Annotated in this window: 23 protein-coding genes; 19 read left to right on the top strand and 4 right to left on the bottom strand. The window is 39.4% G+C overall.

Translation table 11 applies throughout. From position 1 onward, the window contains the following. Positions 1-140 precede the first annotated feature (140 nt). Complete coding sequence (locus VEIS1202513_RS08950) at positions 141-416, top strand: helix-turn-helix domain-containing protein (protein WP_213467349.1); 276 nt, start codon at positions 141-143, stop codon at positions 414-416. Here the strand turns inward: VEIS1202513_RS08950 and VEIS1202513_RS08945 are convergent. After that, positions 394-1,071: a lactate utilization protein gene (locus VEIS1202513_RS08945; RefSeq protein ID WP_213467348.1), complete on the bottom strand. Its 678-nt coding sequence runs from the start codon at positions 1,069-1,071 to the stop codon at positions 394-396. The two genes, VEIS1202513_RS08950 and VEIS1202513_RS08945, sit on opposite strands and share 23 nt — an antisense overlap. Positions 1,072-1,418: 347 nt before the next feature. Here VEIS1202513_RS08945 and VEIS1202513_RS08940 point away from each other — a divergent pair, with 347 nt between their 5' ends. The 3 genes from VEIS1202513_RS08940 to VEIS1202513_RS08930 all read left to right on the top strand — a co-directional run bounded on the left by VEIS1202513_RS08940 (position 1,419) and on the right by VEIS1202513_RS08930 (position 4,801). Further along, entirely contained in the window at positions 1,419-2,633 is a 1,215-nt protein-coding gene (locus tag VEIS1202513_RS08940; protein ID WP_195186237.1) for an ATP-binding protein, read from the top strand. Between the two features lie 57 nt (positions 2,634-2,690). Further along, positions 2,691-3,689, top strand: a complete 999-nt coding sequence (gene pta / locus VEIS1202513_RS08935) for a phosphate acetyltransferase (protein ID WP_008602113.1) — start codon at positions 2,691-2,693, stop codon at positions 3,687-3,689. A 320-nt stretch (positions 3,690-4,009) separates the two neighbouring features. Then, positions 4,010-4,801, top strand: coding sequence for an HAD hydrolase family protein (locus VEIS1202513_RS08930; RefSeq protein WP_213467347.1), 792 nt, complete (start codon positions 4,010-4,012; stop codon positions 4,799-4,801). A gap of 183 nt (positions 4,802-4,984) precedes the next feature. Here the strand turns inward: VEIS1202513_RS08930 and VEIS1202513_RS08925 are convergent, their stop codons facing one another. Beyond that, positions 4,985-5,614, bottom strand: coding sequence for an NAD(P)-dependent oxidoreductase (locus tag VEIS1202513_RS08925; RefSeq protein ID WP_213467346.1), 630 nt, complete (start codon positions 5,612-5,614; stop codon positions 4,985-4,987). 433 nt (positions 5,615-6,047) lie between these two features. Here VEIS1202513_RS08925 and VEIS1202513_RS08920 point away from each other — a divergent pair, with 433 nt between their 5' ends. The 4 genes from VEIS1202513_RS08920 to VEIS1202513_RS08905 all read left to right on the top strand — a co-directional run bounded on the left by VEIS1202513_RS08920 (position 6,048) and on the right by VEIS1202513_RS08905 (position 9,945). Next, entirely contained in the window at positions 6,048-6,404 is a 357-nt protein-coding gene (locus VEIS1202513_RS08920; RefSeq protein WP_060923763.1) for a winged helix-turn-helix transcriptional regulator, read from the top strand. Between the two features lie 189 nt (positions 6,405-6,593). After that, entirely contained in the window at positions 6,594-7,295 is a 702-nt protein-coding gene (locus VEIS1202513_RS08915) for an MBL fold metallo-hydrolase (protein ID WP_156719904.1), read from the top strand. Positions 7,296-7,399: 104 nt separating this feature from the next. After that, positions 7,400-8,635 (top strand): DUF445 family protein, encoded by a 1,236-nt coding sequence (locus VEIS1202513_RS08910; protein ID WP_213467345.1) that lies wholly within the window; start codon positions 7,400-7,402, stop codon positions 8,633-8,635. After that, complete coding sequence (locus VEIS1202513_RS08905) at positions 8,632-9,945, top strand: DUF445 domain-containing protein (protein WP_213467344.1); 1,314 nt, start codon at positions 8,632-8,634, stop codon at positions 9,943-9,945. The genes VEIS1202513_RS08910 and VEIS1202513_RS08905 overlap by 4 nt, the downstream gene beginning before the upstream one ends. Before the next feature lie 141 nt (positions 9,946-10,086). Here the strand turns inward: VEIS1202513_RS08905 and VEIS1202513_RS08900 are convergent, their stop codons facing one another. Further along, the gene (locus VEIS1202513_RS08900; RefSeq protein WP_213467343.1) at positions 10,087-11,502 is read right to left on the bottom strand and encodes a sensor histidine kinase; all 1,416 of its coding nucleotides are present in this window, start codon (positions 11,500-11,502) and stop codon (positions 10,087-10,089) included. Beyond that, complete coding sequence (locus VEIS1202513_RS08895; RefSeq protein WP_024066445.1) at positions 11,480-12,154, bottom strand: response regulator transcription factor; 675 nt, start codon at positions 12,152-12,154, stop codon at positions 11,480-11,482. The genes VEIS1202513_RS08900 and VEIS1202513_RS08895 overlap by 23 nt, the downstream gene beginning before the upstream one ends. Positions 12,155-13,039: 885 nt before the next feature. On the opposite strand from VEIS1202513_RS08895, the gene VEIS1202513_RS08890 reads away from it, so the two are divergent. The 11 genes from VEIS1202513_RS08890 (at position 13,040) to VEIS1202513_RS08840 (ending at position 23,972) form a co-directional block, all read left to right on the top strand. Further along, positions 13,040-14,758, top strand: a complete 1,719-nt coding sequence (locus tag VEIS1202513_RS08890) for an FAD-binding protein (protein ID WP_156719811.1) — start codon at positions 13,040-13,042, stop codon at positions 14,756-14,758. Between the two features lies 1 nt (position 14,759). After that, complete coding sequence (locus VEIS1202513_RS08885) at positions 14,760-15,722, top strand: succinate dehydrogenase/fumarate reductase iron-sulfur subunit (protein ID WP_005385096.1); 963 nt, start codon at positions 14,760-14,762, stop codon at positions 15,720-15,722. After that, positions 15,722-16,597, top strand: a complete 876-nt coding sequence (locus VEIS1202513_RS08880; protein ID WP_060923769.1) for a CoB--CoM heterodisulfide reductase iron-sulfur subunit B family protein — start codon at positions 15,722-15,724, stop codon at positions 16,595-16,597. Before VEIS1202513_RS08885 ends, VEIS1202513_RS08880 begins: the two co-directional genes overlap by 1 nt. 414 nt (positions 16,598-17,011) lie before the next feature. After that, the gene (locus VEIS1202513_RS08875) at positions 17,012-17,758 is read left to right on the top strand and encodes a BUD32 family EKC/KEOPS complex subunit (RefSeq protein WP_213467342.1); all 747 of its coding nucleotides are present in this window, start codon (positions 17,012-17,014) and stop codon (positions 17,756-17,758) included. Between the two features lie 321 nt (positions 17,759-18,079). Further along, positions 18,080-18,286, top strand: coding sequence for a DUF1659 domain-containing protein (locus VEIS1202513_RS08870; protein WP_105093692.1), 207 nt, complete (start codon positions 18,080-18,082; stop codon positions 18,284-18,286). Positions 18,287-18,538: 252 nt separating this feature from the next. Then, complete coding sequence (locus VEIS1202513_RS08865) at positions 18,539-18,760, top strand: DUF2922 domain-containing protein (RefSeq protein WP_009352278.1); 222 nt, start codon at positions 18,539-18,541, stop codon at positions 18,758-18,760. A gap of 161 nt (positions 18,761-18,921) precedes the next feature. Beyond that, positions 18,922-19,509 carry a DedA family protein gene (locus VEIS1202513_RS08860; protein ID WP_213467341.1) on the top strand — a complete coding sequence of 196 codons (588 nt, stop codon included), beginning with the start codon at positions 18,922-18,924 and terminating at the stop codon, positions 19,507-19,509. Between the two features lie 10 nt (positions 19,510-19,519). Further along, positions 19,520-21,148, top strand: a complete 1,629-nt coding sequence (locus VEIS1202513_RS08855) for an ArnT family glycosyltransferase (protein ID WP_213467340.1) — start codon at positions 19,520-19,522, stop codon at positions 21,146-21,148. A 255-nt stretch (positions 21,149-21,403) separates the two neighbouring features. Next, positions 21,404-21,865, top strand: a complete 462-nt coding sequence (gene tnpA / locus VEIS1202513_RS08850) for an IS200/IS605 family transposase (RefSeq protein WP_005380067.1) — start codon at positions 21,404-21,406, stop codon at positions 21,863-21,865. Between the two features lie 390 nt (positions 21,866-22,255). Then, positions 22,256-23,209, top strand: coding sequence for an ABC transporter substrate-binding protein (locus VEIS1202513_RS08845; RefSeq protein ID WP_213467339.1), 954 nt, complete (start codon positions 22,256-22,258; stop codon positions 23,207-23,209). Positions 23,210-23,219: 10 nt separating this feature from the next. After that, a complete protein-coding gene (locus tag VEIS1202513_RS08840) occupies positions 23,220-23,972 on the top strand; it encodes an ABC transporter permease (RefSeq protein WP_038122972.1) in 753 nt (250 codons plus the stop codon).

Below are 23,972 nucleotides of genomic sequence, written 5' to 3'. Positions count from 1 at the left end.
CGATAGAACTAATTTATGCCTTAGTTTTTATGGAGGCTTTTCTGTTATCGCATTTCAACTGCTACTAGTCACGGCCTTGGGCTAGACGTATAGTAAAGGCATAACCATGTGTTGAGTGTGAAAGTAGATAGAGGTTGCTTATGAATTCTATCCTATGTTGTCGTGATATACAGGTTCGACAAGAAGTTCACAAGCTAGGAGTATTAATTTTACTTTGGCGTAGACAATTGGGTATGACACAGTATCAATTAGCAGATAAATCAGGTCTAGCTCAATCTTATATAAGTGATCTTGAAAGTGGTGCTATTGATCCGCGGTGGTCCACAATATATAGGGTTGTATCTGGATTAGGGCAAATGAGCGTACAAGATTTTCTAAATGGTCCACAAACCATTAGAAGCCTAAGGATTCATTGATGATAATAATCTCCATGGTTTGCATGTTACGCATCTTTTTATAGTAAATAGTTAAGGCATTACATATACGATCTGGAGAGCCGCAGTCGTAGCATTTTTCGTCCAAGGTAGCACACGGATTGAGAGAGCTCTTTTTGTTTTTCTTACTGTTAAGTGGGGCTGCTACATTTCGTGCTCGATAAATGGCGGACGCTAAGTCAGGCGTTATTTTATTAACTCCTAATACAAAGAATACCTCTTGAGAACCAAATAGAGAGGCTGCCACACGATTGCCTGTGCCGTCGATATTCACCATCTCTCCCGTTTGTGAAAGGGCGTTTACCGAGGTGAGAAATACATCGCGTCCCATTGTGCGTAACGCAGTATCGCGAAAGCTTTCACCAGGCAGTGGACGCTGAATGTCTGTTATGTCCTCGTTGACCTCAGATAAAGCATCATGAACACCTATTTCTAATAAAGTGCGAGAATCGCCAATGGCTACACATTTGTTTTGAATGCGATTTTTTAGATACGCAATGGCTTCGGCGCCCGTTTCAAAATAATGAACTACGAATTTATTGCGCTCTAAAGCTTTGATCGTTTTCTCTATATCGATGGGGGTATCGTTGTTTTGAGGATTGATAACTGCGTTAATCGTCGTTTCTGTATTGGCCATGAGTCCTCCTGAATAGGTGTTTGTGATTAGAAGCTAATGTTTCGATTAGTAGTGTTTGCTATTTACTATTGTATCGTTTTATAGGCTTAGAGTTCAATGAAAGCTATATATCTTCCTTGGTATAAGAACAAATAGAGGTGAGGTATTACAATTTATTAGATTAATTATAGGAATAAAATCCAAATTATGTATCTATACAATAAAACTTTGGAATGAAATCCAACTTTGTGGTAATATTAGTATAAAGTTGGAATGGAATCCAAGTTTTGTAGGTAGTCGATATGATGACTGACAATAACAGTAATTGGGTTCCATCTATGAGCAAGTACATAGATGAGGAGGCCCTTATGAAGTTGATTCAGCGCCATGGGTATATAGAGTTTTTACGACGGAATCGTGAACGGTCTATTATTAAAGTCGTTTCTGGCATACGTCGTTGCGGTAAATCGACATTATTTCGTCTGTTTAAGGATGAGCTACTAGCAGAGGGAGTAAAACCGGAACAGATTATATCTATAAATTTTGAGGAGTTAGAATACGAACCTTTACGAGAGTATCATGCGCTGTATCAATATATATTAAATCAAATGCAGCCTAATCAAATGAACTATATTTTTCTTGATGAGATTCAACATGTCGATCAATTTCATCGTGTTGTAGATAGCCTATTTGTAAAAGAGAACACGGATATTTATATTACAGGTTCAAATGCATATTTTATGTCTTCTGATATTGCTACACTATTGACTGGTCGATATGTAGAAATTCAGATGTTACCACTGTCCTTTGCTGAATTTTACTTTAGCAAATATGAAGAACAGCAGTACTCTTTGATTCCTGCCTATGAGGCGTATCTTCGTGAAAGCTCGTTCCCTTATACACAACAATTGGGTGGCGAAGATTTTGATATTCAAGAATATCTTCGAGGGCTCTTTAATACCTTGTTATTACATGATGTAGTAGCTCGATTAAAAATTAATGATGTCATGATTTTACAAGATATTGTGCGATATATTATGGCGAATGTGGGAAGCTTGCTTTCACCAAATAAAATAGCTAAATCTCTTGTTAGTGCTGGCCGAAAGATTGATAATAAAACGGTAGAACGATATTTACAAGGGTTACAAGATAGTTTATTACTATACAAGGTGAATCGCTATGATGTACGAGGCAAAGAATTACTACGCATTAATGCGAAATATTATAGTGTTGATGTAACCTTGAGAAATTTGATTGTTGGCAATACAAGCCGCGATACAGGTCATATATTAGAAAATATTGTTTTTCTAGAACTCATACGTCGTGGATATACTGTATATGTAGGTCAACTAGCTAAGGGTGAAATTGATTTTGTGGCAGAAAAAGCTGGCATTACTGAATATTATCAGGTTAGTGAAACTGTGCTCGATCCAAATACGTTAAATCGTGAACTGGCGCCTCTAGAGGCTATCAATGATCAATATCCTAAGTTTTTGCTTACCTTAGATGAACTCAATAAAAATGCAAATTATGACGGAATTCAACAACGAAATGTTTTAGAATGGTTGTTAGAGAGCTGTTAACTTGCTATAATAATAGTATTGATATGGCATAAAGCCAATGTTAAGGAGGCAAAAATCGTGGATTTAATTCAAAAATTAAAAGACCAAGTAAAACCATTAGGTAAAAAAATCGTGTTGCCAGAATACAAAGATGAACGTGTATTGAAAGCAACTGAAATCATTTTGAAAGAAGGTTTCGTAACACCTGTATTGGTAGGTAATCCTGCTGAAATCGCTGAAGCTGCTAAAGCTGTTGGCGTATCCATCGAAGGTGCTGAAATCATCGATCCAGCTAACTACGATCGTTACCAAGAAATGGTTGATACATTCGTAGAATTGCGCGCTAAAAAAGGTATGACTCCTGAAAAAGCTGACGCAACTATGAAAGGTGACTGCTTATTCTTCGGCGCTATGCTTGTTCGTCTTGGCGCAGTAGATGGCATGGTTGCTGGTTCTGCTTGCCCAACTGCAAACGTATTGCGCGCTGCATTACAAGTTGTAGGTACTAAACCAGGTCTTAAAACAGTATCTTCTTCCATGTTCATGTTCACAAGCAAAAAAGAATATGGCGACGACGGTATGCTCGTATTCTCCGACTGCGGCGTATTGCCTAACCCAACTAGCGAACAATTGGCTGATATCGCAGAATCCACTGTAGAAAAAGCTCGCAAAGTTGTTGGCATGGCTGACCCTCGCGTATCCATGTTGTCCTTCTCCACTAAAGGTTCCGCTTCCACTCCAGAAGTAGACAAAGTAGTAGAAGCTGTTAACATCTTGAAAGAACGCAATGTTGACTTCAAATTCGACGGCGAATTACAATTGGACGCTTCCATCGTTCCTTCCGTAGCAGAAAAGAAAGCTCCTGGCTCCAACGTAGCTGGTAAAGCTAACATCTTGATCTTCCCTGATCTTCAAGCTGCTAACATTGGTTACAAATTGGTACAACGCTTCTCCGGCGCTGACGCTCTTGGCCCATTGATTCAAGGTTTGGCTAAACCAGTTCATGACCTTTCCCGTGGTTGCTCTGCTCAAGACGTTGTAGATGTTGCTGCTATCGCTGCTGTTGAAAGCATCTAATTTCAGCTAAAACTTCATTTGAAACTTTTTAATGAAATAGAAAAAGCTGATTCTTCGGAATCAGCTTTTTTGTTTTATACAGATATTGTTTGATATCTTTTGTAAATATATCTATTGTAAATATATTGGTAAAACATCTAGTGTTTGTCAGATAATTTAGAATATAGAGTGTGAGAAAAATATAGTAGTTGTTTAAACTTATATAGAAGGTGTATGATTAAGTTGATAATATTTGATTAATATATTTAATCAATGCTTGCGTGAATACACTTGATATGCACAAGTGTAATTGTGTTTAGAGTCGTGAAAAGGAGAGGGCTATGATTTCTGTATTCGACACAAATCCTGTTGTTTTTGAAAGTAATGATCGTACTTTAACAATTAGTTACAATGGTGTACTTTGCAAAGATGCAAATGGACAGGTTATTACTGACATTGATTTTGAAGATGTAAATGAGCTATATCTTACAAGATATCTAAATTCAAATAGTAACTATACGATTATGTTTAGAGACCATAATTGGAAAAATATAGAAGGTCAAGATTTAGATACAGATCGTACAAAATCTAACACTGGTCATAACATTCGTGAAATAAAAGCTATTCTTACAGCCTTTGCTCGAAATAAATTGACCGCAGATTTTCCTGCGAACTTAGATACTCTTCAATTGCCATTAGACTCTTCCTTTATGGGTAAACGAGAAATTACTATTAAGAACGGTGTCATCTCAAATGGCAAGGTAGATATTCCTATTAAAGATATTCGTCGCGTAGTATGTGCATCTAATGGCACGATTAGCAAGCTTTTAGTGTACAAGGAAGAAAAGCCTAGTTCTTTCCTTAAAAAAATCTTTGATTCTCCTGATATGAAAATCACGTTGAATGCTATTACGTTGCCATTATTGGAAGCCATTGTAACACGCAATACAGGTCATGGCATTGACTTCAGTCGTGGTAATGGCTTTGATCAAAAAGATTCCAACTACATCATCATTCGTTACCTCGACTCTGGATTCTTCCTTGAGAAAGACGGTACAGCACCTACAGAATGGCAAAAAACTGCGGCTGAAAGAACGGCTGCTTTCAAATATGATGTAAATCAACTTGTTTAAGTATAAACTCAATATATAAATAAGAGCCTCTATGGATTCCCTATTGATGAAGGAATGCCCGTAGAGGCTCTTTTATAGTTGTTTTTAGCTATAATCTTGCTATTTACTTGTACTAGTTGTTGCCTTCAAAAATAAATCCCGTCATCGACAGGGAACCTGAATTATAACTTTGGTTAAAGGCTGTTAGTTTTGTACCGCAGTAAAACGTTGACGCCCAAACTTGTGGTTGTTGATTTCATCCACTAGAATTTGTGCGAATGTAGCATATGAGATATAAGGTTTGCCTTCTTTGTTTAAGATAACATTTTCATTACCTAATACATAGTCATTAGATTCAGGACCTTCTGCATCTAGGATTGGTGGTGGGGTAAACATTGTCCAGTCTACATTGCTAAATTTACGCAAGATATCGTCAGACTTACCATGAGTTTTTGAACGAGCTAAAAATTCTTTTGGAAACTCTGGTGTATCATTTAATTGAACTGTGTGATCTTCGTCTACATAGAGACTGCCTGCACCACCTATAGCGATGAGGCGCGTATTTGTGTTAGCTAATGCTTTTACAAGCAATAATGTCAAATCTGCTGGTAAATGATATGTATCTGGTGTGAAAGCGCTTGTAGCATTTACGACTACATCAAATTGAGTTAGTTCTTGTTTTGTTAATTGTAACGCATCTTTTACGATGGTTGGTATTCCTTCGATAGCGCCTTCACGGCGAACAACGCCTGTTACTTGATGACCTGCCTTGAGGGCTTTTTCTACAATACGACGACCTGCATTACCATTTGCACCGATTACTAAAATATTCATGATGATTCTCCTTTTTGTGAAAGTCTCTTTTATTGAGCGCATAGTTATTTATGTGATGGAGTAAAGTTATTTTCTAGATACAGGTTAGTAAAGTTTACTTCGTGGTTGTTATTGTGTTCAGCTGATGACCTCATTATATAAAGGTGCAAATATTTTGAATAGTAGAATTATTTATGATAGGTACTATCAAAAGTGATAGAATTATGATAAATACTGATTAAAATTTTTTCAAAATATTTTGTACCCTAAAAAATGATACTGTAAAATGCTTGCAATATGATAAATTTGTGATATGATTTGAACTACATTAGAATGACATATTTCTAATACTGAAATGGAAATAGTAGTATAGCTATACATAGTTGAGCTTAGCTATAGAGGTTTAGCCTTGTTATAACGAGCTACTTAAGCTATATAGAGAAGGAGAATTACAATGGCAGAGCAACTCGTAAATGTTCATGATTTAGTGGGCCGCTGTCCTTTTGCAACGAGTCAAAAGTTATTAGCCGGCAAATGGTCTTTGTTGATCATGCACGAATTAGCCGAAGGGCCAGTGCGTTTCCGTGAATTAGAGCGTCGCTTATACCCAATTACACAAGCAACACTTACTAGAGCGTTACGTCAATTAGAGGATGATGGCCTTGTGCACCGTGAAGTATACGGCACCATTCCACCAAAGGTTGAATATAGCCTTACGGAAGTCGGAGCTGGATTCAAAACTGTTCTTGCATCTCTTGAAATATGGGGGAACCAATATATTGATTATATGAAAGCCGCTGGCCGCATGTAAGAAGCGGCAGCGGCATTTCTGCCCTTATTATGATATACAGATGGGGGTCAATATATTTGATAAGGCTATAAAAAGGTCTTTATATATGTTATAAATAGCCATTTGTTTATGCCATGTATTTAGAAAAATATGGTATAATAAACAATACGAATGATATAAATTCTCAATAAATGAGGAGTATTGATAATAATGTTGCATGTTACGTTTTTAGCGCATAGCGGTTTCCTCGTAGATGATGGTAAGCGTTGCTATGTATTTGATTATTATAAAGATCCTAATAATATAGTTTGGCAATTAGCGAAACGCGGTCGTGAGCTTTGGTTCTTTGTGAGTCATACTCACGGTGATCACTTTAATCCGTCTATTACAGAGTTTGATGGTCCTCAAACTCGTTATATTTGCCATCAAGATGTGCCATTAGAGGGCAAGGTAAAGAAATGTATTACTATGCGCCCTGGCCAAGATGCCACATTAGATGATGTAGGCATCCATATGTATGGTAGCACCGATGAAGGCGGTTCTTTCTACGTAAAGACAAATACGGCTGACATCGACTCTGATTCTATCTTCCATGCAGGTGACCTTAACTGGTGGCATTGGCTTGGTGATACTCCGGAGAATAATGCTGATGCAAAACGCATGGCATGGCGTGAGTTTAAGGAATTAGACGGCTTATCTGTAGACGTGGCGATGTTCCCGGTAGATAATCGTCTAGAAGACGCTATGGAGTGGGGCAGTATTGAGTTCTTGCGCCGTGTAGAGGTAAAAAAAGCCTTTATTCCTATGCATCTAAATGGTCCACTATGGACACCATCCGTGTATTTTAAAGCACTCTTTGGCGATGTTCCTGTATGGGAGCCTCAAAAAGATGGCGATGAATGCACATTCTAAATATACTTTCACAAGTTGTAGTATGTGAAAGTTCGTGGCCTATATGGTCACTACGTTATATGGGGAGAGTCTATATACGTAATTTAGTAAGTTAGGATCAAGTGATGATGAAAACTAAACCAGTGGCAACTACCCTATTAGTTGTCATGGCTATTATATTTTTAATTTCATATCCACAACGGCAAGATATGTTTTGGGCATTTATCATGCACGTATCTGGGGCCGCTATGATCGGTGGCTTGGCGGACTGGTATGCGGTAACGGCACTCTTTACGAAGCCTTTGGGTATTCCCTTTAAGACAGCCATCTTGCCGCGTAGCAAGGAGCGTCTTATTCAAATGGGGCGCACCATGCTCAGTGAAGAGTTGTTGCGCGTGCCGCAGATGTATTATGCCATAAAAAAAGAACGCGTTATGGTCCGTATCATCGAATACGGCATGAGCGATGTAGGGCAAGGCCAAATGCGCGATATTTTATATGGTGTAGGTAATCAGGTTTTGTCTCATATGGACATTGAGCCGATGCGTCAGGAAATCAATAAGGCTATTTACAAAGGTGTCACCAATTGGAAGGCGACACCGCTCGTTATCTTGTTTGGTCGCTGCATGTTAGAGCTCCAAACAGCAAGTGTTTTCTGGCTTTACTTTAACCGTACATGTCAACGTGTCATCGCATCTAATCAAGTATATCCGTACTTGTACCGCGTTATGCTAGACATTATGAAAACCTATACGAAGGACTCTTTCTTCCGTGAATTGGCTATTGCCTTTGGCGGTGATGGGCTTTCACCAGAACGATTGGTGGAAACGGTGCAGAAAAAGGCCGTTCAATTCCTCAAGGAAAATGAGTCCATTGATTCTGCGCTAGGTCGCTACGTATGGGGCCAAGCCATTCGTTTCTTCAATAATTTGGAAACTAATACAGAGTGGCAAGCATTTATCGAAGAGCACAAAGATCAATGGATTAAAATGGTTCTCGAAGAATGGGAAGGCAAGCTCATCGACGGCGATACTGTGGACTGGAAACGCCTCATGGATATCATTATCGGTCGCTTTAATGTGCTCGGTACGGAAATCTTGTTGAACCCAGATAAGCAAGCGCCCTTTGAACGGTTCTTCTTGCTTCGTAGTATTCCGTGGTTACAAAAATTGAACCCTCTTATCGATAAGGTGGTAGGGCAGGAACTATCTCGCTATTCACCTGAGGAAATCACCCAAATCGTACGCGGCAAGATGTACTATGACCTTCAAATGGTTCGTATTAACGGCTCACTCGTAGGGGCTGTTTTAGGTGGTATATTCTACGGTTTATACCTTTTGATAGAGGGGGTGCTCAAATGATTCAGTATTTGAAATCCCTCACCTTGCGGCAGCGCGCAAACGGTATTCTTGGTTTGACTGCTGTATTGTACTGTTTTGTTTTTATAGGTCAATTTTTCTATGGCTATGAAAGCTGGTATCAGCCGCTTTATTGGGCTGTACAGTCTGCGCTCATCGGCAGTGTAGCCGACTGGTTTGCCGTAACTGCTTTGTTCCGTAAGCCGCTCGGGTTCCCGTATCATACAGCGTTAATTCCTCGAAATAAGGATCGCCTTATCAACGGCGTTATCAAGCTCGTTGAGACAAAGATGCTTACCAAGGATCGTTGCAAGGTATTGTTAAATAATGTGGAATTTGTTCCATTGTTTGAAAAATTCTTGCTATCACCAGAAGGGCAACGGGCAGCGCGTCTCGTGATTCATCAAGGGTTGCATCTATTATGGAAATCTCAAACGAGCGAGGAATGGGCTCAATGGGGGGCAAAACGTATTCGCGGTTTACTAGAAAAACACTCCCTCGTACCTGTATTAAAACACGTATTGCTCGATTTATGTGAACATAATCGCTATGAAAGCATGGTTGTACAGGTATTGAACGTAATTCAAGAACGTATCAACCATCCAGCTATGGTGACATGGCTTACAGCGGTTGTAGCAGAAGAGGCCCATAAGAAAAAGAGAAAAGGCTTTTGGTCCGATTTCCTCATCTCCATGTCTGAAGCGACCGATGTGGTGAACTATCATGAGTTGGCACAGGCTATCGTTCAAGAGGCTTATGCTATGCTTGAAAACTGGAAACGACCAAATAGTCCTGAACGGACTGCATGGCTTCGCCAATGGGTAGATCCAATTCGCCATATTGAAGAAAACCGCGAGGTTTGTAATGCTCTCGATGAAGCGTGGGAACGTTGGATTCGTGAACAAGATTGGGAATCTGTCATTGAAAACCATTTATGCCCGTATGTAGAGGAATTGTTACTCGTAGGGGATGAAAATGGGGAAACACCAGCACAAGTTCTCGTGAATATTGCGCTTGAATTGTGGACCGTATATGGTCAATCCGAAGATTTGAGAAACCGTATAGAAGATACATTGCACAATATTGGCATCTATGTCCTCGAACAGGGCTACGATCTCATTGAAACCATCATACGCCAAGTGCTCGGCGGCCTTAGTACAGAGAAGTTTATTTACTTCATCGAATCTAAGGTGGAGGACGACCTCAGCTGGATTCGTATCAATGGTGCCATCGTTGGTGCTGTAGCGGGTCTTGTTGTATGGACCTTCCTGGAATACGTTTATATGCCGCTATGGCAACAATTCATAGGCTAAACCATTCAAGGTTAAATACTATAAACGCTACATAATACAAAAACGCTACATAATACAAAAAACGCTATATAATACAAAAAACGCTAGCAACGAGACGATGTCTCTGTGCTAGCGTTTTGTTATATGTATGTAAGCTTTAGCTTATTCTTCAATTCTATTGTATGGCAATCGAACTGTAAATGTAGTTTTTACTTGAGGTTCACTGGTGGCTGTTACTGTGCCGTGGTGCAAGTTAATAACTTTGTTTACAAAGTACAGGCCAAGGCCAATACCATGGTTGGATTTCTTGTTCCGAGATTGCTCTGTTTGATACATTCGATCCCAAATATGCTCGAGGTTTTCCGGCTCGATACCGATGCCGTTATCTGTTACGGTGATAATCAGTTCACCACCTGCAAGCTTAGCTGAAATGTCGATAGTGGAGTTCGTAAACTTGATAGCATTGTCAACTAAGTTTGTGATGGCACGACGTAAGGATACTTCATGAGCGACGATACGCATATTAGGTTGAATGGTGGATGTGATGGAAATCTTTTTTTCTGTATTTTCTGCACAGAGCCGTGTATAGTCATGTACCATGTTCGTTAACATTAACGACACATCTACAGGCACTAAGTTAAGGTCATGAGCATTTTCAAGGCGTGCTACATCGAGCAATTGGCTTACGAGGTTTGTCATAAACTTGGCTTGTTCCAAGATATGTGTCAGACCTTCACGTAAATCATCCTCCGTACGACCGTATTTTAAAGCAAACTCACTTTCCGCTTTAATAACCGCAATCGGTGTGCGCAATTCGTGGGATACGTCAGAACTAAATTGCTTCTCCCGATTGGAGGAGTCTTCAAGACCTGAAAGCATGCGGTTAAATGTGGTAGTAAGCTCGTATATTTCATCTCGTGCTGTACGGGATGAAATATCAATACGGCGACTTAAGTCGTTATTCTTACCGATAACCTTAGCTGTTTTCGTCAAGGTTCGGACCGGCTTGAGACCTTTCTTGATGAATAGATAACCGCCTAATGATGAAATTAACAAGAATATAACATCACCTAATAATAAACTATATAAAAGGTTTTCTGTTTTTTTAGAGGCCGTTTTTACCTTTGTAACGGCGCGCAAAATACCGCGATAATTTGGTTCGTTAACCGGTGTATCGTAGTAGTAGAAGGTATCATCGCCAACAGCGATTTCTCCAACCTGCCCCAAGGATAGGACTGTTTGATTAGGGAAGCCATCTGGTAGCGCACCTTTAATAATATAGCCGTCCTGGGTTGATACAAAGAAGAATGTGTTATCTTGGTACGGCTTAAATTTACGAATATCCGTAGCCATGATCATTGCTTGCTGCTGTAAGCGCTCGCGAACTTCTTTGTTATCGGATTCGTGCGTATATGCATAAATCCATGCGGATGCAACCATCAAAATGATAAGCAAAAAGATGGTATACCAAGACATGATTTTAAAAGTTAGGGGCAGCCGATTAAATAAATCGGTAGCTGCCCCAGACATGGTGTCTAGATCTCGGTGAGGATCATTAGTTTTCTGTTTTGAGGACATACCCTACTCCACGAACTGTTTGAATGAGTTTTACATTCTCATCAGTATCGATCTTTTTACGTAAATCTTTGATGTATACATCGATAAGATTAGAGTAGCTTTCATAATCGTATTCCCAAACGTGATCAAGAATTTGTTGACGGGATAATACGATGTTTTCGTTACTTGCTAAATAGTATAAGAGGTCGAATTCTTTTGCTGTCAATGTGATTGTTTCGCCGTCGCGTTTAACTGTACGTTGAGGCACATTGATAGTAAGAGGACCAACATGGATATCATTTTGTGCATGACGTGCGTTACGGCGAGCCAATGCATAGATACGAGCGGTTAACTCTTCAAGATCAAATGGTTTTACAAGGTAATCATCAGCACCGGTGTTGAGACCTGTAACTTTATCTTGTAAGGAATCTTTTGCAGTTAAAAGCAATACAGGTGTTGTATTGCCATCGTTACGCATTTGAGCAAGAGCACTAATACCATCGAGGATCGGCATCATGATATCCATAACGATAACGTCATAGCTGGATGTGTTTACATAATCAATCGCTTGTTGACCGTTGAAGCATGTATCAACCGTCATATTCTCTGCACGTAAATATTTGGCGGTAATGCCATTCAGCATTTCTTCGTCTTCTACAAGTAAAATTTTCATTCTCTGTTCTCCTTATGTATGAGTTAAAAATATAGCTCTCCAACTACATTAATATAGTCATTATATATATAAGCTTTCTTTTTGGTGAAAGCTACAACACCATATAAGGGTGACTATATATATAATATTATATAACTTATTTATCTATTATCATACCTTATACAACAGGAATGAGCAAAAGATGAATGTATATGCGAGTTTATAAGCGTCTTCTTCATGTTTTGAAAGCCAAAAGATGGGAAAAACTTGAAACTTAATGAATTCTGCTAATGAATGAAGATGAACTATATCGAAGATTGCCGTATGCGCATAGATAGACCTTATTTTACCGATTTTGGCGAGTGTGAAAGAAATCACTAAAAAAACTTGTGATAATAATTATCAGAGAGATAAATACCAATAATAGTCGTAGAAATTTAATGATTTTCGATGGTTAAATTCGAGGTAGTTTTGGTAGGAATTTAACGGATATTAATTATTATGAATGATTTCGATGTTGAATAAACACAGTATTTATAAGGCTAGTTGATGTCTTGTAAGAAATAAAAATATACAAAAATTTCGGAACCGAATTACTTTCGTAATATCCTTAACTTCTTGTATGAAATATTCATAAATCTATTTTAAATGTTCATAAGTAAACAAGAAAAATACTAAGTGAAATAAATTATCAGTTAGATTAATCAAAATTAATTATGCATAATAGGGTTTAGACATCACACCAAATGCTCTCTATAATTATATGTAAAGCTATAAGAAAAGTCGCATAAGTATGGGGCTTTTCTTGAAAGAAAAATGATTAGGTTATCAAAAATTTTTATAAGTTTTTGAAATGAGATAGTCTAACAAATTTTCTTATTAATAGGTAGTTATGAGGAGGTCATTATGGAACAGTTTGATGTTCTAGTAGTAGGTAGCGGTGGCGCTGGTCAACGCGCGGCTCTTGAAGTTGGTCGTCGCAAAGGCTTAAATGTAGCTCTTATTACTAAAATTTTCCCAACTCGCTCTGCAACAGCAATGGCGCAAGGCGGTGTAAATGCATGTTTGAATAACGTTGCAGCTGAAGATACAGTTGAAACTCATACTTTCGACACAGTAAAAGGTTCTGACTATCTTGGTGACCAAGATGCGATCGAATTCTTCTGCTCTCGTTGTCCAGAAGGCGTACTTGAAATGGACCACATGGGTGCTCCATTCTCTCGTACAGAGCAAAACAAAATTGCTCAACGTAACTTCGGTGGTCAATCTTATCCACGTACTTGCTACTCTGCGGATAAAACTGGTCACGTAATTTTGCACACTACTTATGAACAATGCTTGAAAGAAGGCGTACACTTCTTACAAGAATGGTACCTTTTAGATCTTGTTAAAGACGCAAACGGTCACGTTGGTGGCGCAGTTGTGTGGAACATGAAAGAAGGTCGCGTAGAACAAATTAAAGCAAAAGCAGTTATCTTGTCTACTGGTGGTGCAGGTCGTATTTTCTGGACTCGTACTACAAACCCATTCCTTTCCACAGGCGATGGTATGGCAGCAGCATTCCGCGCTGGTAATGCATTGAAAGATATGGAAATGATCCAATTCCATCCAACTGGTCTTGGTCGTACTGGTATCTTGATGTCTGAAGCAGTTCGTGGTGAAGGTGGTTACCTTCTTAACGCTGAAGGCGAACGTTTCATGAAAAAATATGCGCCTAATAAAATGGAATTAGCATCCCGTGACGTTGTAGCGAAAGCAATCGAAGATGAAATCGCTGCAGGTCGTGGTTTCGGTTCTGGTCTTAATGCATACGTAGTAGCTGACCTTCGTCACTTAGGTCCTGAAGTTATCATTGAAAAACTTCATGGTATCCGTGACTTGGCTATGACTTTCGAACATTGCGATCCATTAGTACAACCAGTACCTATTCGTCCTACATGTCACTATACAATGGGCGGTATCGACGTAGTTGATTACAAAACTTGTGCATGTGAATTGCCTGGTTTGTTCTCCTCCGGCGAAGCTTCTTGTATCTCCATCCACGGGGCTAACCGTTTAGGTGGTAACTCCTTGGCAGACGGCGTAGTATTCGGTAAAGTATCCGGTGCTGGCGCAGCTGACTATGCTGAAACACATGAACAACCTAACGTAGATGCAGAATTAGCTGCAGCTGCAAAAGCTTGGGAAGCTAAATTCACTGAAGTAACAACTCGTGAAGGCGGTCGTCCTGTAGTTGAAATCCGCGATGCATTGGCTGATGCAATGTGGAACAAAGTAGGTATCTTCCGTAATGAAGACGGTATTACTGAAGCATTAAAAGAAATCGATCAATTGATGGAAGATTACAAAACTTGTTATGTAGGTGACCCTGAACGTACTTACAACATGGCATTCGTTAACTATTGTGAAATCGGTTCCATGTTAACAGTAGCTAAAGCTATTGCTATGGGCGCTTTACACCGTCGTGAATCTCGTGGTGCTCATATCCGTGAAGACCATCCAAAACGTAATGATGAAAGATACTTAAAACACTCTTTGATCAAATTGGGTGCTAACGGCGAGTACGAATTGACTGAACGCGACGTAGTGTTCACTAAATACGAACCACAAGAAAGGAAGTACTAAGATGAGACAAATCACCTACCATATTCACCGTTACCAACAAGGTCGCGCGTTTGTACAGACTTTCAAATTTGACTATGAAGCTGACCGTACAATTCTTTGGGGCCTTCAAAAAATTAAAGATACTCAAGATCCAACTTTAACATTCTTGGCAGCTTGCCGTTCCGCAGTTTGCGGCGCTTGCTCCATTCGCGTAAATGGCGAAGCAATGCTTGGTTGCGAAGCTAAAATCGACGAATTAACAGAACGTTATGGTACTGATGAATTGACAATTGCACCTATCGGCAACTTCCGCGTTATCCGCGACTTAGTTGTTGACTGGGAAGCAAAAGTTGATCGTTTGAAAACAGTTGCTCCTTGGATCTTCCTTAAAGCAGAATTCAACGAAGGTGACAAAATCGTTCGCCAAACTCCAGCTGACTTCAAAAAATTCGTTGCTGGTACAGAATGTATCCTTTGTGGTTGCTGCGCATCTGAATGTAACAAATTGACTGCACGTCAAGATGACTTCTTAGAACCATATGTATTCACAAAAGCTAACCGTTTCGTATTGGATAGCCGTGATGATGCACCTATGGCTCACATTCAACCTGCATTCGACAACGGTCTTTGGAAATGCGTTCACTGCATGAACTGTATCTCCCGTTGTCCTAAACACTTAAAACCTGCTCAAGATATTTCCAACTTGCGTAAAGAAGCTACAAAAGCTGGTCTTACTAACAGCAAAGGCGTTCGCCATGCAGTTGCTTTCAAAGACGATCTCTACAAAACTGGTCGCTTGAAAGAAGTTTCTATGAGCTTGAAATCTGATGGTGTTGTTGATTCCGCTAAACAAGCATTCTATGCTTTACGTTTGTGGAAACACAGCAAAATCAATCCATTCGAACTTGTAGTACCTCAAAAACCTGTAAATGGTATTGATGGTGTTCGCAGACTTATGAAAGCAGCTGAGGAGGTAAGCAAATAATGAAATACGCATTTTTCCCAGGTTGCGTTCTTGAAAGCGCTGCCAAAGAAGACTACTTAGCAACAGTTGCTGTAGCTAAAAAATTAGGCATCGAGTTGGAAGAGCTTGACGGTTGGACTTGCTGCGGCGCGTCCCACGTTCAAGACATCGCTCCAGAAATTACACTTGCTACAAATGCTCGTAACATTGCATTGGCAGAAGAAAAAGGTTTGAACCTTTTAACTGTATGTAACACTTGTACTTTGATGCTTCGTGAAGCTAAAAACGAGCTTGATAAAAACGAAAAAGAAAAGAACGAAGTTAACAAAAAATTAGCTCAAATCGGTAAACAATACCGCGGTACAACTGATATCACTCATTTCTTATGGGTATTGATCCGCGATTACGGTTTGGATAAATTGAAAGCTAAAGTTGTTAAACCTTTAACTGGTTTACGTGTAGCTGAATACTATGGTTGCCATATTCTTCGTCCTCAAACTGAATTGGGCTTCGAAGATTATCAAATGCCTACATCCTTAGCAGATTTGATCTCTGCTATCGGTGCTACACCAATCGACTTCTCCCGTAAACTTGATTGCTGCGGTTTCCATGCTGTATACCCTGCACATGATTCCGTAATGCAAATGACTGGCTCCATCAACAAAGATGCAGCTACAGAAGGCGCGGATTGCGTAGTAACTCCTTGCCCACTTTGCCAAATGCAACTTGATATGTTCCAAAAAGAAGCAAAAGAAGTTGTTGGCGGTGGCAAAGATATGCCAATCTTGCACATGTCCCAATTAGTGGGTCTTGCTCTTGGCATTTCCCCTGAAGAAATGGGCATGCCTAAACGTCACTTAACTGATACTGCAGCAGTGACTAAATTCGTTGGTTAATTCGTTTGATTTAGACATGACCTCAGTTGGTCCTCGTATTGTCTTAAATCTAAACCTATTATCATAATTACCAGAAGAACCCCCTAGCTTAGGCTAGGGGGTTTTTCTTTTGTGGGTTAAAACCAAGGTAAGTTATTTGAGATTAACATGAAGAGTTTGCCGATAATACAGTGTTTATCTATATTGGTGAAGTGAATTCTCTTTGATATGAGATGATAATTGTAGTATAATAAATACATTAATTGTATACACTTAAATGAGTAATAGCTACTATGTTATTACTCATAAATTATTTAATATTATATATTTCGAGGAATATAACAATAGAAGGGTAAATTGTTATATTATATTTTTTTTGAAATATATGCCTGAGGGACACTAGTGTTGTAGAGTGTTATACACAGGGAGGCTATAATGAATGATATGTTATTAGAATATATTGATCGCATAATCGATGAAGAGAAAGACCATCGTGTTTTTCCTGTAGAGTTTAATGATAAAACCTATTATGTAAAACAAGATATCAGTAATCACCGCTCTAGTTGGATTAAACCAGCTCCTAGAGCTTCTTTTGATTATGAGTTTTATAAAATTTCCTTCGTAAATACTCAGTTGCCTGTAGCGCCAGTGATTGCTGGTTTTAGAGAGCATTATTTCGTTACAGAAGGGTCTGGTAAAACATTAACCTATTATAGTGAATTGCCAGCGCAACATCCTGATGATGATAGCTTACAAGATATGGTCACTCATATTTTCTATAGCTTTGGTAAAACATTGGGACAACTTCATGACTATGGTTTGTCCCATGGCCGTCCTGCCATGCGAGATATCACCTATGATCCAGATACTGATAAGGTTACTTTATTAGATTGGGAAAATGGTCGTCGTTGGCCGGAATTTACACCGCAAGGTTGGGATTTACTCATCTTTGTGCATAGCTATTTGCGTGAAGATAATCTACCGATTTCTTACCTATACGCTATGATGAATGGCTATAGTTCGGCTCGTACGGCGCGCGATACGGTGTTACATGTAAAAGAAATTTTACGTAAACATGAATATCTCTTTAAATTCTGTCGCTTATTAAACCCGCTACACTTTGTAGATACTGAAGCAGCTGTAAAAGCACATGACTTTATGCTAGCCTTGAAAACTGAATAGTATTTATCTATTGAGCACAGAACTTAATAATGGTTTATGGTACTTTATAGATTTTCATTGCCTTTTATGGGCTTATGTAGACCTTTACGGTTGTTAGTTATATTTGTATAGCTAATGACTTGTAAGGGTCTTTTTCTGTATTTATGACAAGTTTATAGCGTGTATGCTCCTATATTGTTTGTTAGATTTATATAAATACTGTAAGAAGTATAGATTTAAAGTTGTTGTTCTCTGACTTTCACAATGATTACCGCAATTACTTTAGAGGGGGTTGTCGAAGGAGGACCTCAGGAATATAAGAGGGTGAAAGGAGGTGATACGATGGCTAACATTAAACGCACTAAATTGGTGTTGCGTTTTAACATCGGCACCGAAGATGCGCCGAAGTACAAAGACGTAACCTATACACGTGTTGCAGAAGAAGCGTCCGACGATAATATAAAAACCGTTGGTAATGCGCTGGCAGCCTTGTATGACCACAGCTTGTCCGACGTGGTCCGCGTCAATGAAGTATCCTTAGGACATTAATTGAATCTTATCTATTCGTTTTTTAAGTGATCCAAACACATTCTTATTGCTAGTTTTTATATCCTCCCATAGTCGTAACAGGATATAAAGATTGCAAACCCTCACATTCCCATCCTTATTGATATGAATCGTAGATAGATATATTTAATCTAAGTGTAATTTGTGTAATTACAGAATTGCAGAGTTACAGAAATCATCCTATTCTATCTAAATTCGAGAACTTGTTTATGAAACGTGAAAGGAGGCGCCCACATGGCGGAAAAACGCGTTGTATATCTTACATTTTCTACGGTCGGTGGTAAAAGCACATCAGTCACAATTAGTGCTCCTCGTGCTGGAATTACTTTACAAGATGCTAAAACAGCGGCTAATGCGCTAGTAGCTAACAAAGTAATCCTTGGTTCTGGTGATGCAGAACTTGCTGCATTTACTACGGCTCGTGAAGTAACAACTCAAACTACTGAATTGCAATAATCGTATACAGTTAAATGGTAAAAAGGCTTTCACCTGTGGTGAGGGCCTTTTTATTATGGTAAAATATAAGGTATACCGAATAGGTATGGTAATGATGAAAATACTATGCCCAAAAATTTGTGCATAATGGACCCATATGGGGATTTAAAAGGGGTAAAACAGTGGAATATATTATTTCGTTCATGGAAACGTATGGCTATGCAGCCATGTTTATTGCAATGGTTTTGGAAAATGCTAACATTCCTATTCCTAGTGAAATCGTCTTAGGTTTTGCAGGATATCTGATTGCTCAGGGCGTATTTGATTTACATACGACTATGGTTGTAGGTATTTTAGCAGGCATTGTAGGCTCTATCGTATCCTACTGGATGGGTGAGTATGGCGGACGTCCACTCCTTTTGAAATACGGTAAATACATATTCTTTAATGAACATAAATTTGAGCTAGCTGAAAAGATGTTTAATAAATACGGTGGTGCCGCGGTGTTCTTTGGCCGTTTGTTGCCAGGTGTTCGTACATTTATTTCTTTCCCAGCTGGCATGGCTCGTTATCCAATGTGGCATTTTGTCATTTGGACTGTACTAGGCACGATTCCTTGGACAATCCTTCTTGTTTACCTGGGTAAAGTACTCGGTGAAAATTGGAAGGATCTTATCCAATACAATCATGAATTCTTGATTGTTATGATTGTTGTATTCGTTATTATAGCGGCTGTATTGGGCTTTAAATACTATCGTAATCGCCGATAAGGAGGCCCTTATGAAACTTTCACGATTAACGCCAGTCGTATTTATTGTATGGCTTGTTTTTTATCTGTTTGGCAATAATATGTTGCCTGTTACGGATCCTGTGGAATCCAACTATGCCTTAACTGCTAAGGAAATGGTTCTCTCCGGAGATTGGTTGTCGCCTCAAATTTACGGAACCTATTGGTACGATAAACCGATTATGATTTATTGGCTCATTGCTCTTGGATTTAAAATCTTTGGTATTGCCGATTGGGTGGTTCGTTTACCAAGTGCTATCTTTGGCGCTTTATCTGTAGCGACTATGTATCAATCGACGCGTACTATGAGCGGCAAGTGGGCCCTCGGCTTAATTGCGGCTGGTGTTCTTGGTACATCCCTCATGTTCTGGACCGTAGCCCATGGCGTTATTACGGACATGGTGCTACTTTATACGACGATCATGGTCATGATTTATTCCTATAAGGGAATGGTGGAACAGAAACCACATGCTATGATTGTGGCCTATATCTTTGCAGCCCTCGGGGTGCTCACAAAGGGGCCTGTAGCACTCGTTTTGCCGGGGATGATTTTACTCGTTTTTGCCGGTATCAATCGTTCTTGGTCGATGGTGAAAGCTATCTTTGATTGGCGTGGCATTCTTGCCTTTTGTGTAGTCTGCTTGCCGTGGTATGTGTATATGTACAGCGTTCACGGTCAAGATTTTATCAATGGCTTCTTAGGGCTTCACAATGTAACACGGGCCACACAATCTGAACATCCTGAAGATAATGTGTGGTGGTATTATATCGCCATCTTCCTAGGTGCTTCTTTGCCGTGGACTGGTGCTGTTATTTACGGTATGATTGATGGTTTTAAACAGCGTCATACAGCCTTTATCTATAACATGACTTGGGGTGTTGGGGTCGTTTTGTTCTACACCTTAATGGCTACAAAATATCCTTTATATACATTCGTGAGCTTAGTTCCCTTTAGTGCCATCGGCGCTATGGGCGTTATGAAGATTATACGTAAAGGTAAATCTAGAGCGGTTAAATGGGTCATTATGGGACCTACCTTACTCTTATGGATTGCTTATGTAGCGGGATCATTCTTCGCTCCATGGGGTTTCTATTTCTTGCTCTATGTTGTGGCGGCTGTAGCCGTAATCCTTTTATTCCACGCATGGTATACGAAAAAAGGGTATCGTCTTGTTAGTGTCATTGTCCTAGGTACGATGGTTATTTCTTCCATTGTTGTGGTAGAAGGGTTAGAACCATTTGTAAAACAGCGTAGTAATATCGATGTAGTACCTGTGGTAGACTCCTATGATGGGGATATCTATTACTACAACGGGTACAGTACATCCGCTGTATACTATACAGGTCATAAGATTATTAAAATCAACGGTGATGAAAGTCGCTGGGATGATCGAGATAAAATTAAAAAACGCAGTGCCGAGTGGTCAAAGAAATATCTTATGGAACAAGTTAACGAAGAGGAATTTAACAAGATAATCGCCTCTGGTAAACCTCTAATGCTCATCGTTCCAAAAGGTGAAATCAAGCACTTCCGTCAGTCTACTATCTATCCAAATGTATCTGAGTCTAGCGAAGCTGGTACAGCGGAAGTATATATACTAAATAAAAAGACACTGTTTTAAGTGAATCTTCACATACAATCTAACAATAAGTGAAAAACATTAAAGCTGAAAATAGTAAAGCTAGTAGCAGGTAGTATCCAATGGATACTACCTGCTTTTTTGTTATTGTCTTTAGACTGGTTCGCGACGTAGTCGCGAATCATTAAACCACCCGCTATGCGGGTGCGGCAACGAAAGTTATACAAAAAAATCACCTTGCTTAAGTATAATGTAGGTGTTCAAGCCGCATTATATGCAAAAGAAAGGTGATTTTATATGGCAACAAAGACACAGAGCCTTGCGCACACAAAATGGTTATGCAAATACCACATAGTATTTACACCTAAGTATAGACGTAAAGTTATATATAATCAATACAGAAATAGTTTACGTGAAATACTGAGACGTTTGTGTGAATATAAGGGCGTCAAGATTATAGAGGGGGAGCTTATGGCAGATCATGTGCATATGCTAGTATTAATCCCACCTAAAATATCAGTTTCATCTTTTATGGGATATCTAAAGGGTAAAAGTGCACTAATGATGTTCGATAAACACGCAAACTTAAAGTATAAATTTGGAAATAGACACTTTTGGTCCGAGGGATATTATGTAAGTACGGTAGGTTTAAATGAAGCTACCGTAAAAAAATATATACGTGAGCAAGAGTTACATGACCAGATGAAAGATAAACTTAGTGTAAAAGAATATGAGGACCCTTTTAAGGGTAGCAAGTAATACATATCCCCTTTAAGGGGAGCGTTACGAGTCAATGGCTATGCGGCTTGAACGTAGTGAAAGCCAGCGCCTTTAGACGCTGGCCTAGTACTACGGGCTTATAGCCCGTGAGCAAACCACCCGTTTTACGGGTGGTTCTGATTTAGTGATAGACTACTATATTTATTTGGATTTATTTGGTCTATATTGATGTATTTCGTACCTAAATAATAATACCTACAATATTACTGTGTTTTATTGACATAATTAATACATATTGATATAGTAGGGTATAAATAAGTTTAGAAGACAAGGTATTCTAGAACCAGACTTCATCTAGGTTTTAGAAAAGTGTGAAAAATGACATGTGTCAAAATCGCCCCTTGTTATGAGGTAGAAAGAGGGGAAGTTATGAAGAAGACATGGTATCTAATCATCGGAGTGGTTCTCTTGGTTATTGGCTGCATAGCCTATGGTTATCATGAATACCATAAACCAAAGACGGCACAAGAATTAAAGACTGTACGCGTAGCCTATTTACCAATTACTCATGCATTACCAGTATTTGCTACAAAAGAGCTGGAAACGGCAGATGGTCCTGTTCATGTAGAGCTTGTTAAATATGGGTCTTGGCCAGAGCTTATGGATGCGTTAAATACTGGTAAGGTAGATGCCGCAGCTGTTCTTGTTGAACTGGGTGTAAAGGCTCGTGAACAAGGCATTGATGTTCGTGCTGCTGCACTTGGTCATACAGAGGGTAATATTATCATCGTCAATAAGGATATTAACTCCGTTCAAGACTTAAAAGGCAAATCCTTTGCTATCCCTCATAAACAATCAACTCAAAAAGTTCTCGTGGATTGCATGCTTGAAGAAGCGGGTCTTTCTGAAAAAGATGTACAAATCGTAGAAATGAGCCCTCCAGAAATGCCATCTGCTCTATCGGTAGGTCAAATTGCTGGGTATAGTGTAGCCGAACCATTTGGCTCTCTAGCCCTTGAAATGGGAACTGGGAAGGTCTTCGAAGATCCTGACCATCTCTGGCATGATAATATTTGCTGTGCCCTCGTGTTTAATGGTCAATTCGTCGATGAACATCATGACTTGGCAAAAGCTTTCACAAAAGCCTATCTCGATGCAGGTAAATACCTAGATGAGCATCCAGAGTCCCAAAAAGAAATTGCCTTAAAATATTTAAAGTTTAAAGATCCTATTATTGAACGTTCCTTACAAGTGATTGGGTTTAAAGATTTAGCCCTTACAGAGGACCGTTATAATGCGCTTGTGCATCATATGACACATATTGATTTAATCAAAAACGTGCCGACCTATTCAGAGTTTGTAGATACATCATTGTTACCATAGGAGGGGGACCATGAAGAAATATACATATGTGCCAGGTTCGTTTATCGCAGCTTGGCTAATTTGGGAGTTGATCGTTCGCCTCGGCGGTTTTAATGAAGCGCTATTTCCAACGCCATATAAGGTATTACTCGGATTTGGAGAACTTATAGGCGACGGTGTTCTTTTTAAAGATATTGCAGATAGTTTAGTGCGTTTCTTTATCGGTTACATCATTTCCGTTGTGGCTGGCGTATTCTTCGGCCTTATCTTGGGGTGGTATAAGGGGATTTGGAACTACATCAATCCAATCGTTCAAGTCATTCGACCAATTTCTCCTGTGGCGTGGTTACCCTTTATCGTTCTCTTCTTCGGTATCGGCCAAGCACCAGCTATCGTTATCATCTTTATCGCAGCATTCTTCCCGGTGCTATTGTCCACCGTATCTGCTATTCAAAATATTGACCCTGTGTACATCAAGGTAGCACGCAACTTTGGTATTAAACAGCCAGAACTATTATTTAAAATCGTGTTGCCTGCCGTATTCCCTGGTATTGCATCGGGTCTTCACATCGCTCTCGGTACGGCGTGGATATTCCTTGTAACAGGGGAAATGGTAGGCTCCCAAACAGGCCTTGGCTTCCTCATTATCGATATGAGAAATAACTTGCGTAACGATCTCTTGATGGTAGCTATTTTGACCATCGGTTTCGTTGGGCTTTTACTCGATTGGGGCGTGTCCCTCATCGAAAAATGGATTTACAAACGTTGGGGTATTGAGAAATAG

This window comes from Veillonella orientalis (assembly GCF_018406505.1).
In the GTDB taxonomy this organism is placed as follows: Bacteria; Bacillota; Negativicutes; order Veillonellales; family Veillonellaceae; genus Veillonella; species Veillonella nakazawae.
Note: the sequence above shows the minus strand (reverse complement) of the source record. Positions and strands in the feature narration are given on the sequence as shown.

Coding starts and splice junctions, on each gene's coding strand:
- VEIS1202513_RS08865 (WP_009352278.1), top strand. CDS start 18,539: ATGGCGGAAAAACGCGTTGTATATCTTACATTTTCTACGGTCGGTGGT.
- VEIS1202513_RS08840 (WP_038122972.1), top strand. CDS start 23,220: ATGAAGAAATATACATATGTGCCAGGTTCGTTTATCGCAGCTTGGCTA.
- VEIS1202513_RS08900 (WP_213467343.1), bottom strand. CDS start 11,502: ATGTCCTCAAAACAGAAAACTAATGATCCTCACCGAGATCTAGACACC.
- VEIS1202513_RS08945 (WP_213467348.1), bottom strand. CDS start 1,071: ATGGCCAATACAGAAACGACGATTAACGCAGTTATCAATCCTCAAAAC.
- VEIS1202513_RS08910 (WP_213467345.1), top strand. CDS start 7,400: ATGATGAAAACTAAACCAGTGGCAACTACCCTATTAGTTGTCATGGCT.
- VEIS1202513_RS08905 (WP_213467344.1), top strand. CDS start 8,632: ATGATTCAGTATTTGAAATCCCTCACCTTGCGGCAGCGCGCAAACGGT.
- VEIS1202513_RS08950 (WP_213467349.1), top strand. CDS start 141: ATGAATTCTATCCTATGTTGTCGTGATATACAGGTTCGACAAGAAGTT.
- VEIS1202513_RS08940 (WP_195186237.1), top strand. CDS start 1,419: ATGAAGTTGATTCAGCGCCATGGGTATATAGAGTTTTTACGACGGAAT.
- VEIS1202513_RS08890 (WP_156719811.1), top strand. CDS start 13,040: ATGGAACAGTTTGATGTTCTAGTAGTAGGTAGCGGTGGCGCTGGTCAA.
- VEIS1202513_RS08855 (WP_213467340.1), top strand. CDS start 19,520: ATGAAACTTTCACGATTAACGCCAGTCGTATTTATTGTATGGCTTGTT.
- VEIS1202513_RS08895 (WP_024066445.1), bottom strand. CDS start 12,154: ATGAAAATTTTACTTGTAGAAGACGAAGAAATGCTGAATGGCATTACC.
- VEIS1202513_RS08875 (WP_213467342.1), top strand. CDS start 17,012: ATGAATGATATGTTATTAGAATATATTGATCGCATAATCGATGAAGAG.
- VEIS1202513_RS08845 (WP_213467339.1), top strand. CDS start 22,256: ATGAAGAAGACATGGTATCTAATCATCGGAGTGGTTCTCTTGGTTATT.
- VEIS1202513_RS08925 (WP_213467346.1), bottom strand. CDS start 5,614: ATGAATATTTTAGTAATCGGTGCAAATGGTAATGCAGGTCGTCGTATT.
- VEIS1202513_RS08870 (WP_105093692.1), top strand. CDS start 18,080: ATGGCTAACATTAAACGCACTAAATTGGTGTTGCGTTTTAACATCGGC.
- VEIS1202513_RS08920 (WP_060923763.1), top strand. CDS start 6,048: ATGGCAGAGCAACTCGTAAATGTTCATGATTTAGTGGGCCGCTGTCCT.
- VEIS1202513_RS08930 (WP_213467347.1), top strand. CDS start 4,010: ATGATTTCTGTATTCGACACAAATCCTGTTGTTTTTGAAAGTAATGAT.
- VEIS1202513_RS08880 (WP_060923769.1), top strand. CDS start 15,722: ATGAAATACGCATTTTTCCCAGGTTGCGTTCTTGAAAGCGCTGCCAAA.
- VEIS1202513_RS08915 (WP_156719904.1), top strand. CDS start 6,594: ATGTTGCATGTTACGTTTTTAGCGCATAGCGGTTTCCTCGTAGATGAT.
- tnpA (WP_005380067.1), top strand. CDS start 21,404: ATGGCAACAAAGACACAGAGCCTTGCGCACACAAAATGGTTATGCAAA.
- VEIS1202513_RS08885 (WP_005385096.1), top strand. CDS start 14,760: ATGAGACAAATCACCTACCATATTCACCGTTACCAACAAGGTCGCGCG.